We start from the raw sequence: 12,331 nt of genomic DNA, 5'->3' as shown, positions 1-12,331 counted from the left end.
TTAGCTCTTACGTTGGCCGCCAGGTTTTCGTTGTCGGGAGCGATTACCGCCGCGATTACCACCGCTGTTATGGCGGCGTCGACGATTGCTTGGCCGTGGACGTTTTAGGTCAGACAGTAAAGCCGTCTCGTCATAGTTGGTAACCGGAATTGGGTGCCCGATGTAGTCTTCAATTGCAGGTAGGTTATAAACATATTCTTCGCATGCCAGGCTTATTGCTGCACCACTTGCTCCGGCTCGACCGGTACGGCCAATACGGTGTACATAGTCCTCGCAGTCGTCAGGCAGGTCAAAATTATAGACGTGACTAACGGCAGGAATGTGTAAGCCTCGTGCAGCAACGTCGGTCGCAACCAGAAAGTCGAGTTGACCCTGGGCAAAATCCTCAAGAATTTTTAACCGTTTCTTTTGCGGCACATCGCCGGTGAGCAGCCCAACACGATGGTCATTGACTGCCAGCCAATTATAAATCTTATCGCATGTGTGCTTGGTGTTTGCAAAAACGATGGCTTTGTCGGGCCAGTCTTCTTCAATTAAGGTCAGCAGCAACGGCATTTTATCGGGTTTAGACGGATAAAATAATTCTTCGCTGATACGCACACCAGTCTTTTGCTCTGGCTCAACTTCAACTTTTGCCGGTGCATTCATGTGTTCGTAGGCGAGTTCCTGAACACGGTAGGACAGCGTTGCTGAAAATAACAAATTAAGGCGCTCTGCCGGCGGCGGCATTTTACGCAACAGATAGCGGATATCATCAATGAAACCTAAGTCGAACATGCGGTCGGCTTCGTCTAACACGACCACTTCGATATTATCCAGCGCGTATAAGCCTTGCTTATAAAAGTCGATTAATCGACCTGTAGTACCAACTAAGATGTCAGGTTGGTTAGCCAGCTGTTGTTTTTGAACCTCATAGCCCTCACCGCCGTATATAACTGCCATGTTGAGGCCGCAGTTTTTAGTCAGTGGCTCAGCATCATTGGCAATCTGAATTGCAAGCTCGCGCGTTGGCGCCATGATTAAGGCGCGTGGCCCTTTGCGTTCGGGCGCCGCGGGCTTGTTCATCAAGCGGTTGAAAGTCGCGAGCAGAAATGCCAAGGTTTTACCCGTGCCCGTTTGGGCTTGTCCGGCAACATCCTGACCAGCTAAGGCGACGGGAAGACTTAACGCCTGAATAGGAGTACAATGCTCGAATCCAGCATGAGTAATTGCTTGCTCGACTTGAGGATTGAGCCCAAGTTCGGCAAAACGTGTTTCTGTAAGATGTGTTTTAGTCATAAGTTATAAGCATATCAGTTTGCGCTTGCATTCAAAAACATAAATAATAGTATTTTAAAATATTTCCACGCGAAGAACGTAGCGGAGAGTACCATGAGTGATGTAATTGTTCAGCTAAGTGATGACAGTTTTGAAGAAGATGTCATTAAATCCGATAAGCCTGTCCTGGTTGATTTCTGGGCAGAGTGGTGTGGGCCATGTAAAATGGTAGCACCGATTCTTGATGATATCGCCGGTGATTACGAGGGTAAACTCGTTATTGGTAAGCTGAACGTTGACCACAACGACCAGACTCCTCCGAAGTATGGTATCCGTGGTATTCCGACATTACTGCTGTTTAAGAATGGCGAAGTAGTCGCAACCAAAGTGGGCGCATTATCACGCGCGCAACTTACCGAATTTTTAGACCAGCACATTTAATTGATTAAAAAAGCGGCGCATCAGCGCCGTTTTTTTGTTTATTGTCGTGAAAACTGGACGAATCAGCAATTTGATGATAGTTTTTGCTCATTAACTGAACATCCAGGCGTCATTGACCACCGAAACGCTGGAATAAATCTGAACGAATCTTGCAGTTGTTGGCACCGCACCTCGCGGAATTCAGGCCAAATCAATAGTGAAGCAAAAGTATTAAACCTTACACAGAATACTTTATACAGAATACTTTACACAGAGAGTCCCAAAGACTTAACCATTAATCGATAACTCGAAAACCCTCCTATGAATCTGACAGAACTTAAAAATAAACCCGTAAACGAACTTGTTGAACTTGCAGACAGCATGGGCCTTGAAAATATGGCTCGCCTGCGTAAGCAAGATATTATTTTCGCAATCCTTAAAGCACACGCTAAAAGCGGTGAGGATATTTATGGCGGTGGCGTGCTGGAAATCCTGCAGGATGGCTTTGGCTTCTTGCGTTCAGCGGACTCATCTTATTTAGCCGGCCCCGACGACATTTATGTATCGCCGAGTCAAATCCGACGTTTCAATTTACGAACGGGCGACACCATTGGCGGCAAGATACGCCCGCCGAAGGATAGCGAACGTTATTTCGCGTTGCTAAAAATTAGAGAAGTTAACTTCGACAAGCCTGAAAACTCCCGTAATAAAATCCTTTTTGAAAACTTAACTCCACTGCACGCAGACGAGCGTTTTCGTCTGGAACGCGGCAATGGCAGTACCGAAGATATTACGGCGCGAGTGTTGGATTTATCGGCACCGATTGGTAAAGGTCAGCGTGGTCTAATCGTGGCGCCGCCTAAAGCCGGTAAAACCTTATTGCTCCAGAACGTTGCAACATCAATTGCTGCCAACCATCCGGAAGCTGAGCTTATCGTATTGCTGATCGATGAACGCCCGGAAGAGGTGACCGAGATGCACCGCCTGGTAAAAGGCGAAGTGGTTGCTTCAACGTTTGATGAGCCGGCTAACCGACACGTGCAAGTAGCGGAAATGGTAATCGAAAAAGCTAAGCGGCTGGTAGAACACAAAAAAGACGTCGTTATTTTGCTGGATTCGATTACTCGTCTGGCACGCGCTTATAACACTGTTATCCCAAGTTCAGGTAAGGTTTTGACCGGTGGTGTTGATGCCAATGCACTGCATAAACCTAAGCGCTTTTTCGGTGCTGCCCGTAATGTCGAAGAAGGCGGTAGTTTAACAATTATCGCAACCGCACTTATTGATACCGGCTCGAAAATGGATGAAGTTATCTACGAAGAGTTTAAGGGTACCGGTAACATGGAGTTACACCTTAACCGTAAGATTGCCGAACGCCGTGTGTTCCCGGCTATCGACTTCAATCGTTCAGGTACGCGTCGTGAAGAATTGTTAACAACGCAGGACGAACTGCAGAAAATGTGGATCCTACGGAAGATTATGCACCCGATGGGCGAAGTTGAAGCGATGGAATTCCTGATTGACCGTCTGCAGATGACTAAAACCAACGACGAGTTCTTCGAGTCAATGAAGCGTCAGCGTAATAGCTAAATGAAATATCAAGACCTTCGGGATTTTATTGCGCAGTTAGAACAGCGTGGCGAACTTAAGCGCATTAGTACCGAGATTGACCCCTATCTGGAAATGACCGAAATTGCAGACCGTACGTTAAAGGCGGGCGGTCCTGCATTGTTATTCGAAAACGTGAAAGGTCACTCTATTCCGGTACTGGCCAACTTGTTTGGTACGCCCGAGCGCGTAGCAATGGGAATGGGTCAGGATTCAGTTACAGCGTTACGGGATGTCGGTAAATTACTGGCTTTTTTGAAGGAGCCGGAGCCGCCAAAAGGTTTTAAAGACGCACTGAGCTTGTTACCGACATACAAGAAAGTGCTGAGTATGTCGCCTAAACAGGTTAAAAAAGCCCCCTGTCAGGAGGTTGTGTTAAGTGGTGACGACGTTGACCTGACTAAATTACCTATCCAACATTGCTGGCCAGGTGATGCCGCTCCGTTAATTACCTGGGGATTAACCATAACCCGGGGACCGCATAAAGAGCGCCAGAATCTGGGCATTTATCGGCAGCAGCTACTCGGACCTAACAAGCTCATTATGCGTTGGTTGTCGCATCGCGGTGGGGCATTGGACTTTCAAGAATGGTGCCAGCAACATCCGGGTGAGCGATTCCCGGTATCAGTTGCGTTGGGAGCTGACCCTGCCACTATTTTGGGAGCGGTTACGCCGGTACCCGATAGTTTGTCTGAATATGCCTTTGCCGGACTATTGCGCGACGGCAAAACTCATGTCACGCAAAGTGTGAGTAATGACCTGCAAGTACCGGCGCATGCCGAGATGATTCTTGAAGGGTATATCGAGCCAGGCGAAACAGCACCGGAAGGGCCTTATGGTGACCATACCGGTTATTACAACGAAGTCGATGAATTCCCTGTGTTTACGGTGACCCACATTACCCACCGTAAACAACCGATTTATCACAGCACATATACCGGGCGTCCGCCGGATGAACCGGCCGTATTGGGTGTTGCGCTTAACGAAGTTTTTATTCCGCTATTGCAAAAGCAATTCCCTGAAATCGTTGATTTCTATTTGCCACCAGAGGGGTGTTCATACCGGTTGGCTGTGGTGACGATGAAAAAGCAATATCCGGGTCATGCCAAGCGGGTGATGATGGGTGTGTGGTCTTTTTTACGCCAATTTATGTATACCAAGTTTGTCATTGTCTGTGACGATGATGTCAATGCACGTGACTGGAAGGACGTGATCTGGGCGATGACAACACGAATGGACCCAGCGCGGGACACTACTATGGTAGAAAATACGCCCATCGATTATTTGGATTTTGCGTCGCCGGTTTCGGGGTTGGGCTCGAAAATGGGGATGGATGCAACGAACAAATGGCAGGGCGAAACAGACCGCGAATGGGGCGAACCTATTACCATGAGTGAAGACGTTAAACAGCGCGTTGATATGCTCTGGGAACAACTCAATATTCTGGAGAAGTAAATGTCAGAACAGCTGACTTGCAAGGCGGCTATAACCCGTCAACTGGCTGATTATGTCTGGGAAGTGAGTATAGAATTGCCGAAACCTGTTGACTTTAAAGCGGGCCAGTACTTACAGGTTGTTATGGGCGAACGGGACAAGCGCCCGTTTAGCATAGCGTCAGACCCTGCTGAACATAACCAATGGTTACTGCACGTTGGTGCGACACCTGATAACAGTTATGCGGGCGAGGTACTAACGCAAATTAAGCAACAGCAGCAACTTATTATCGACGCGCCTGCAGGCGATGCGTTTGTAAAGTTACCCCAGCAGCAGCCTATTGTTTTAATAGCGGGTGGGACAGGATTCTCCTATACCTATTCGATACTGCAGAAATTACTTGCTGATGGCTTACAACAGCCTGTGTATCTTTACTGGGGAGCACGTCAGGCGAGCGATTTATATTTGCACCAGCAGCTTGAGCAGTTAGCCGAGCAACATCCGCTATTCAATTATCGCCCGGTTATAGAAGAAGCTTCTGCAGATTGGAGCTATGCTGTTGGGCTTGTGCATCACGCGGTAATGGCGGAGCGTGATAACTTAAGTGACTGCCAGATTTACATGGCAGGCCGTTTTGAAATGGTGCGAGTCATTCGTGACGATTTTATCGCGCGTGGCCTATCGATGTCGCAATTGCACGGTGATGCGTTAGCATTTATATAAACGCTGCGTTACACTAACGCGGCAATACCAAGGGGTGCCCTACCGGGCTGAGATGCATTTTTGCGAACCCTTTGTACCTGATCCGGTTAATACTGGCGTAGGGATGGTAAAAATAAAAAAACCTATCCAATAAAGCCTTACCGGATCGTTTCTTCGCATTAATTATAGGAAATGATCCATGTTTAAACGTTTTGCTATTCTTGCAGGCGCGGTTTCACTATCAACACTGACGCATGCACAAAGCCCTGAACCACTCGAAACAATCGAAGTTAGCGCCGACTTTCAGCAACAAACCCTTAATCAAACCCCTCAGAGTATTGCTATTATTGACTCTGAGGTAATTCAAAAACTCAGTGCCCAACATCTGCAAGAGGTGCTGAATACGGTCGGGAACATTAATTTCTCGGGCGGGACATCAACAGCGCGATTTATTCAAATACGTGGAATTGGTGAGCGTTCTCAGTTTGTTGACAATGTTAATCCGTCGGTAGGGCTTATCATCGATGGTATTGATTATTCAGGGCTAGGCGGCGCTGCCAGTTTATTTGATATTGGTCAGGTTGAGGTGTTCAGAGGGCCGCAAAGTGGTCGCTTTGGAGTCAACTCTCTGGCTGGTATGGTGGTGATGCAAAGCGAGCAGCCGACAGAGCTATTGAGTGGCAAGCTTGCCCTCGGGCTGGCCAATTATGACGAACGTAGAATAGGGCTGGCTATAGGCGGTAATTTAGGCGTTCTGGGTAATGCGCGGCTCTCGGTTCAGCAATTTTATCAGGATGGCTTTACCAACAATGTTTATCTGAACCGCGATGATACTGAACAGCGAGACGAGCTCGCTGTCCGGCTAGGCGTTGATAGCCAAATTAATGAGCTTTGGTCGCTGCAAACCCAGCTGCATCATATTGATACCGATAATGGTTATGATGCGTTTAGTCTGGAGAATAATCGCGAAACCCTTTCAGATGAGCCAGGTAAGGACGATTTGCGTTCAACGGCATTGCGACTTGGCGCAATGTATCATGGTTTTGACTCGGCTCAACTGGAGATAGCAGTCAGTGGATTAACTGCAGACAGCTTATACAGTTTTGACGAAGACTGGACCTATGTCGGTATAGCGCCGGGATGGGAGTATTCCTCTTTTGATGCCTACACCAGACAACGTGATGACCTAACGCTGGACGTACGGTTGACCTCTAAACAGTCCAGCGACCTATTGGGTTTACCTACCAAGTGGACGTTAGGTATTTATCACTATCAAAAAGACCAACAACTTAGCCGTGATTATTTTAATTGGGATCTCGGCATAGCAACGATTTTTAACAGTGATCAGCAACGCCGTCATTACGCCGTTTACGGTGAACTCATTCAGCAGTTAGCTAAGCGCTGGAGCTTACTGAGTGGTTTGCGTTTAGAGCGTTACGAGACCGACTACAATGACAGTAATAATGTTGTTGAGCGGCCCGCGGATACGATGGTGGGTGGTAACTTAAGTTTGCGTTATCAATTAGCAACCAACAGCTACTGGTACACCACCATAGCCCGCGGCTATAAAGCTGGTGGGGTTAATGGTGAAGCCCTCGGGCGGGCAAAGGATCAGCAGCTTGAATCAATCGAAAACTATCTTTTACAGCGCTCGACATTTGCTCCCGAACACTTATGGAACCTGGAGAGCGGATTTAAGTGGTCTAGTGGTGACGGCATGTCCGGGCGTGTAAGTGGTTTTTATAACTGGCGCGATGACGTGCAATTAAAAAGCTGGATTAATCGCGATCAGTCGTTTGTCGGTTTCTTAGAAAATGCAGCCAGCGGTAAAAATTACGGTCTCGAAGCTGAGGTTAATTATCAGCTAATGCCGGAGCTGGAAATCTTCGCCAATGTTGGCTGGTTAAAAACACGTATTGATGGCTTTGTCAGAGAAGACGGCACGGATATCTCAGGACGAGAACAGGCACATGCGCCAAACTATACCGCAAATATCGGTTTGCAAGGATCGCTTTGGGATAATTGGGCCTGGTCAGTTCAGGCTGATGCCAAGGACAGCTTTTATTTTTCTAACTCTCACGACCAACGAGCGCAGTCATCAGTGCAGTGGCACGCACAGCTCAGTTACTATTGGAGCAATTGGCAGTTAAAGCTTTGGGGCCGCAATCTAACCGACGAACAAACTGATATTCGCGGATTCTATTTTGGTAATGACCCCCGTGATGAGTATGTTACCGAAACCTATCGTCAGTATGGCGAACCACGCCGTGTCGGCTTCACGGCAGAATATAAGTTTTAAGGGTATTGTATAATGGAGCAGTTAACGTGGGTGGCTGACCAGTTAGTAATGAGCTCAGGCTGGGAGCTGATAGCTTTGGTGCTGGCGTTAGTCTATCTTATGCTTGCGGCGCACCAACGCCAGTGGTGTTGGCTGGCAGCGGCCGTTAGCTGCACCATTTATGCACTAATATTTTGGCAGGCAAAGCTCTATATGGAGTCGTTGCTACAAGTCATTTATATTGCGCTAGCCGGTTATGGTTGGTGGCAGTGGCAACATAAAGACGATGCTGCGCAATCGACCGGGTTCAAATTCTCATGGCGGTGGCACTTAAGGCAATGGCTTTGGCTTACACCGCTGGCTATTGCAATTGCCCTTGCATTGCAGCAATTCACCGATGCTGATGCGGTTTGGTTAGATACCTTTACCACCTGTTTTAGTTTGCTGGCGACGTGGTTAATTGCGCAAAAAGCGTTTGAAACCTGGTGGTACTGGCTTATTATCGACACAGCCTACGTCTATTTATACTGGAGTAAAGGTTTTGTCGCTACAGCCCTGCTTTTTGTTCTATACGTCGTGCTTGTTATTTACGCCATGTATCGCTGGCGCCGGGATCAGCACACGGAGTTGGTGACGGAAGCCTAATGATAGAGAAGCCCATCGAAATTCAGACCTTAACTGCCGGGCCTGCAAATCAGGTGTTGTGGCTAAAGGGGCGCACTGAATCTTATATCTTTAAATGGTTGCGGCACAGTCAACGCTTTGGTCTTGATCGCAGCGCTGAGTTTGAGTTACAGCAACAGTTAGCTGCAACCGGATTAGCGCCGGATGTCATTGCGCTTGACCCGACGCAATGGGTTTTGCAACGTTATGTGGAAGGCACGCCCATGAACTCGTTTGCGCTGGGTCAAACTGAAAAGCTGAAAGTAACCGCGCAAGCATTGGCATTGGTGCATCAGCAGCAGCCGGCCTGGCAGGGAACCACGCTATGGCAAAAGTGCGATGCATATGCAGCCAAACTAGGCGGCGCAATAAGCTCCCAACTGTTACAATTTAAGCAGGCATTAAAGAGCAATCGCGCGCAAGTACTTTGTCATTTCGATCTGGCGTTTGCACATATTTTAGTTAACCAAAAACTGACGATTGTCGACTGGGAATACGCAGGTTGGGGTGATCGGCTTACAGATATAGCCAGTAGTATAGAAATAAATCAACTTGATGATCCCAGCGCTGATGCCTTGTGCCATTATTATCGCCAGTACAGCGATACTGTAATCGACAATCATGAACTTAATGACCACCGGTTATTTGTGCGCTGGCTTAATCAGCAATGGACGACGTTGTTAAATCAGGAATAACCCGAGGGAGCGATAAATGAGTGATAAGGACCTGACCCACCGCGTCTACGGCTATCTTGCTGAAGACGAAGATGCCAGGGTTTGTAAGGATATCCCGGAATCTGCCTGCAATCATCAGCCGCGCTCATTTGTATTGATGTTATTGTCGCTTACCTTGACTAAACTCGGCGACACGTTAGTCAGCGCTCGGTTAGTGCTGCCGTGGATGCTAAGTACGCTGGGTGCTCCTGCCATATTTATTAGTGCGTTGGTACCGCTGCGAGAATCACTGGCTTTATTGCCGCAATTGTTTGTAGCGCAGAAGCTGCGGGAGCAGCCGGTTAGAAAGTGGTTTTGGGTAGCTGGCAGCGTGGGACAGGCTCTCGCGCTGGCATTAATGATCGTAGCCGTAGCGACTCTAAACGACAGTGCATTGGGCTGGTCTGTAGTCATTTTGTTAGCTATTTTTTCGTTATCACGTGGCATTTGTTCCGTTGCGAATAAAGACGTAACGGGTAAGACGGTATCTAAAACTCGTCGTGGCCGGTTGTCAGGTGTTGCAGCGTCAGCTGCCGGCTTTTTAACTCTTGCCACTGCGCTGGTCATAATGTTTGCGCCGGATATTAGTGGTGAACGCTGGTTATTCCTGGCGTTATTAGCGGCTGGCGTGATTCTATGGGCCTCTGCGGCGTTGCTTTATGCTGGTATTCCGGAAGTCGCCGGCTCAACCGAAGGAGGCGGTAACGCCATTAACGAGGCGCTACGATCTTTGACGCTGTTATGGCGCAATGGACAGTTTGGTCACTTTGTTATTACCCGCGCATTATTAGTGTCTGCGGCCTTTGCGATTCCTTATATCGTGGTTTTGATACAGCGTCAGGGTGATGCTGAATTAACCAGCCTCGGTAGTTTATTGCTGGCTAGTGGGCTTGCAGGGCTGCTGGCCGGCCGAGTATGGGGACGTTGGTCTGATGTGGCCAGTCATCGTGTAATGGCGGCGGCCTCGGTTATGTCGACGCTGGTTATGTTATTGGCACTGGCTATTTATTACTGGATGCCGGACGCACTGGCAACCGGCTGGGCAGCCGGCGCACTCCTGTTTTTATCAGCGGTTGCGCATCACGGAGCACGTGTTGGCCGCAAAACATATTTGGTCGACATGGCAACGCAGGATAATCGAGCTCAATTAACGGCAGTCTCGAACACGGTCATGGGCGTGATATTACTCGCGGGAATTTTGCTGGGTTGGCTTGATTCAGCCTATGGTGTAGCAGCCGTACTATGGTTTTTAGTTGCTGTCGGTGTGCTTGCCTTCATATCTGCGCTGGCACTGCCAAATGTGTCGGGTGAAGAAAACTAATTGTCGGGGTAAACGGTGGCTCGAGAGCCACCGTTATTGTTAATGGCTTACTTTTTGCCTTTGAGTAAGGCATACAAACCAATAATAACCGCTGCAACGCCCCCAATTAGGTACCAAAGGGTGCTATCGGTCGGTTGGTTGGTAAACGCCTCAGATGCTTCTGAAGCCAATGATTGTGATGCCTCATATGATAAAAAGAGTAAAATTGCCCCTACTACCACTAGCACTAATCCCACCGCTTTATTCATATTATTCTCCTAGTTATCTGATTTCCCGCTAGTTTCTTTTCAAATGTAGCACAGCTATGGTGGTATTCAAGCAGGTTAGTTTTGGCGATAATCACACCAAAATAAAAAAGCCCGGCGAAAAATCGCCAGGCTCCTGTTATCAAATGAAACGGCAGGTGACTTACCCCAGGTATGAAGTTAGCATCCAGGCTGTCTTCTCTTGCTCGCGGATATAGTCACTCATTAATGCAGCTGTGCCTTCGTCATCAGCTTCGTTAGCCAGCGCTTGAATTTCGCGCTGCAAGCGAATCACTGATTGGTAACTATCAAGGATATTGCCAACGCAGGCGCGACCTTCGTGAACGTCTTTTACTTCCTCGATATCACTCGCTTTAATATAGGTTGAATAAGCATGCATAGGGCGCTGACCCAGAGTTAGAATACGCTCGGCAATCTCGTCCACTTTCAACAGCAAGTCATTGTAAGTTTCTTCAAACTTCACGTGTAGCTCAAAGAATTGCTCACCTTTGATGTTCCAGTGAAAACCACGCACGTTCATATAAAAAATCTGATAATTAGCCAGAAGCTCATTTAGCTTATCGCCTAGTTTTGCCGACTTCTTCTCGTCTAACCCGATAACCTGTAGTTGTTTCATGCTGTCTCCTTACGCGAAAATTTAATATCATTAATTACGAACTAAGCGGATAAAGTGATCATTTCTGAGCGCTAGCTTCCCGCTTACCGTCACGAATATGTTGCTCGCCGCGCTGCTTCGCCAATTGAATTTGACGTTCCCGCTCGGCAAAGCGCTCTTTTTGTTCAGCGGTTGTTTTGTCAAAACAATGCGGGCAACTCACACCTTTTTGATAATGCTCAGATTGTTTTTCTTGTTCGGTAATTGGCATACGGCAGGCATAACACTGGTCGTACTCGCCTTGTTCCAGACCATGTTTTACAGTAACACGTTGGTCGAATACAAAGCACTCGCCATTCCACTTACTGGTCTGCTCAGGCACCATCTCCAGGTATTTCAAAATGCCACCCTTTAAATGATACACCTCGTCAAAGCCTTGCTCCTTAAGGTACGCAGTGGACTTTTCGCAGCGAATTCCGCCAGTACAGAACATGGCAACTTTTTTATGCTTAGCCGGATCCAGGTGTTGTTTCACATACTCGGGAAACTCGCGAAACGCCTCGGTCTTCGGGTTAACCGCGCCTTCAAAGGTGCCAACCGCGTATTCGTATTCATTACGGGTATCAATGACCAGCACTTCGGGATCCGAAATCAGATCATTCCATTGTTCAGGCTCAACGTAGGTGCCGACAGTATTCTTAGGGTCGACCCAGTCAACGCCCAATGTGACAATCTCTTTTTTCAATTTTACTTTGGTGCGGTAAAAAGCCTGGGTATCACTCGGTGACTCTTTGTGGTCAACGTCCGCTAATCGAGGGTCAGCGCGCAAGTATTTCAGCACGTTATCAATACCCTCGCGGGTACCACAAATAGTCCCGTTAATACCCTCGCGAGCTAAAAGAAGAGTGCCTTTAACATCGTTATCGATTAAGGTTTGGTACAGGGGTTCACGAAGTTGCTCAAAATCGTTGAGCTCGACAAATTTATACAATGCCGCGCATATATACATAAAATAATTACCTTTTCAGCTAGCCGGAACGTAAATCCGGGGCGTTAAAATCGCGCGAATTATAA

12 protein-coding genes and 1 riboswitch are annotated in these 12,331 nt (G+C 47.8%); of the genes, 8 read left to right on the top strand and 4 right to left on the bottom strand.

The genetic code is table 11. The features are described 5' to 3' along the window. Entirely contained in the window at nucleotides 1-1,278 is a 1,278-nt protein-coding gene (gene rhlB, locus DEU29_RS06480) for an ATP-dependent RNA helicase RhlB (RefSeq protein WP_133539441.1), read from the bottom strand. Between the two features lie 93 nt (nucleotides 1,279-1,371). On the opposite strand from rhlB, the gene trxA reads away from it, so the two are divergent. The 8 genes from trxA (at nucleotide 1,372) to DEU29_RS06440 (ending at nucleotide 10,396) form a co-directional block, all read left to right on the top strand. After that, nucleotides 1,372-1,698, top strand: a complete 327-nt coding sequence (trxA, locus tag DEU29_RS06475) for a thioredoxin TrxA (RefSeq protein WP_133539440.1) — start codon at nucleotides 1,372-1,374, stop codon at nucleotides 1,696-1,698. 300 nt (nucleotides 1,699-1,998) lie between these two features. Next, nucleotides 1,999-3,267 carry a transcription termination factor Rho gene (gene rho / locus DEU29_RS06470; protein ID WP_133539439.1) on the top strand — a complete coding sequence of 423 codons (1,269 nt, stop codon included), beginning with the start codon at nucleotides 1,999-2,001 and terminating at the stop codon, nucleotides 3,265-3,267. After that, nucleotides 3,268-4,740 (top strand): 4-hydroxy-3-polyprenylbenzoate decarboxylase, encoded by a 1,473-nt coding sequence (gene ubiD, locus DEU29_RS06465; protein WP_133539438.1) that lies wholly within the window; start codon nucleotides 3,268-3,270, stop codon nucleotides 4,738-4,740. After that, on the top strand, nucleotides 4,741-5,442 hold the full coding sequence (gene fre / locus DEU29_RS06460) for an NAD(P)H-flavin reductase (RefSeq protein WP_133539437.1): 702 nt from the start codon (nucleotides 4,741-4,743) through the stop codon (nucleotides 5,440-5,442). 20 nt (nucleotides 5,443-5,462) lie between these two features. Then, nucleotides 5,463-5,563, top strand: a riboswitch (TPP riboswitch). Nucleotides 5,564-5,620: 57 nt separating this feature from the next. Continuing rightward, nucleotides 5,621-7,720 (top strand): TonB-dependent receptor, encoded by a 2,100-nt coding sequence (locus DEU29_RS06455; protein WP_133539436.1) that lies wholly within the window; start codon nucleotides 5,621-5,623, stop codon nucleotides 7,718-7,720. Between the two features lie 12 nt (nucleotides 7,721-7,732). Beyond that, nucleotides 7,733-8,344 (top strand): nicotinamide riboside transporter PnuC, encoded by a 612-nt coding sequence (pnuC, locus tag DEU29_RS06450; protein ID WP_133539435.1) that lies wholly within the window; start codon nucleotides 7,733-7,735, stop codon nucleotides 8,342-8,344. Beyond that, entirely contained in the window at nucleotides 8,344-9,057 is a 714-nt protein-coding gene (locus DEU29_RS06445) for a phosphotransferase (protein ID WP_133539434.1), read from the top strand. Before pnuC ends, DEU29_RS06445 begins: the two co-directional genes overlap by 1 nt. A gap of 16 nt (nucleotides 9,058-9,073) precedes the next feature. Further along, the gene (locus tag DEU29_RS06440; protein ID WP_133539433.1) at nucleotides 9,074-10,396 is read left to right on the top strand and encodes an MFS transporter; all 1,323 of its coding nucleotides are present in this window, start codon (nucleotides 9,074-9,076) and stop codon (nucleotides 10,394-10,396) included. A 47-nt stretch (nucleotides 10,397-10,443) separates the two neighbouring features. On the opposite strand, the gene DEU29_RS06435 is transcribed toward DEU29_RS06440, so the two are convergent. The 3 genes from DEU29_RS06435 to DEU29_RS06425 form a co-directional block, all read right to left on the bottom strand. Next, nucleotides 10,444-10,644, bottom strand: coding sequence for a DUF3185 family protein (locus DEU29_RS06435; protein WP_133539432.1), 201 nt, complete (start codon nucleotides 10,642-10,644; stop codon nucleotides 10,444-10,446). A 160-nt stretch (nucleotides 10,645-10,804) separates the two neighbouring features. Continuing rightward, the gene (locus tag DEU29_RS06430) at nucleotides 10,805-11,278 is read right to left on the bottom strand and encodes a Dps family protein (protein ID WP_133539431.1); all 474 of its coding nucleotides are present in this window, start codon (nucleotides 11,276-11,278) and stop codon (nucleotides 10,805-10,807) included. 58 nt (nucleotides 11,279-11,336) lie between these two features. Beyond that, a complete protein-coding gene (locus DEU29_RS06425) occupies nucleotides 11,337-12,266 on the bottom strand; it encodes a rhodanese-related sulfurtransferase (RefSeq protein WP_133539430.1) in 930 nt (309 codons plus the stop codon). Nucleotides 12,267-12,331: the final 65 nt, after the last annotated feature.

This window comes from Idiomarina aquatica, assembly GCF_004362895.1.
Lineage (GTDB): Bacteria > Pseudomonadota > Gammaproteobacteria > Enterobacterales > Alteromonadaceae > Idiomarina.
The sequence above is the reverse complement of the archived record's forward strand: the minus strand, read 5'-3'. Positions and strand labels throughout refer to the sequence as shown.

Excerpts from the sequence above, each read along its gene's own strand:
- rho (WP_133539439.1), top strand. The coding sequence starts at position 1,999 with ATGAATCTGACAGAACTTAAAAATAAACCCGTAAACGAACTTGTTGAA.
- DEU29_RS06435 (WP_133539432.1), bottom strand. The coding sequence starts at position 10,644 with ATGAATAAAGCGGTGGGATTAGTGCTAGTGGTAGTAGGGGCAATTTTA.
- DEU29_RS06430 (WP_133539431.1), bottom strand. The coding sequence starts at position 11,278 with ATGAAACAACTACAGGTTATCGGGTTAGACGAGAAGAAGTCGGCAAAA.
- rhlB (WP_133539441.1), bottom strand. The coding sequence starts at position 1,278 with ATGACTAAAACACATCTTACAGAAACACGTTTTGCCGAACTTGGGCTC.
- ubiD (WP_133539438.1), top strand. The coding sequence starts at position 3,268 with ATGAAATATCAAGACCTTCGGGATTTTATTGCGCAGTTAGAACAGCGT.
- pnuC (WP_133539435.1), top strand. The coding sequence starts at position 7,733 with ATGGAGCAGTTAACGTGGGTGGCTGACCAGTTAGTAATGAGCTCAGGC.
- fre (WP_133539437.1), top strand. The coding sequence starts at position 4,741 with ATGTCAGAACAGCTGACTTGCAAGGCGGCTATAACCCGTCAACTGGCT.
- DEU29_RS06455 (WP_133539436.1), top strand. The coding sequence starts at position 5,621 with ATGTTTAAACGTTTTGCTATTCTTGCAGGCGCGGTTTCACTATCAACA.
- trxA (WP_133539440.1), top strand. The coding sequence starts at position 1,372 with ATGAGTGATGTAATTGTTCAGCTAAGTGATGACAGTTTTGAAGAAGAT.
- DEU29_RS06425 (WP_133539430.1), bottom strand. The coding sequence starts at position 12,266 with ATGTATATATGCGCGGCATTGTATAAATTTGTCGAGCTCAACGATTTT.
- DEU29_RS06445 (WP_133539434.1), top strand. The coding sequence starts at position 8,344 with ATGATAGAGAAGCCCATCGAAATTCAGACCTTAACTGCCGGGCCTGCA.
- DEU29_RS06440 (WP_133539433.1), top strand. The coding sequence starts at position 9,074 with ATGAGTGATAAGGACCTGACCCACCGCGTCTACGGCTATCTTGCTGAA.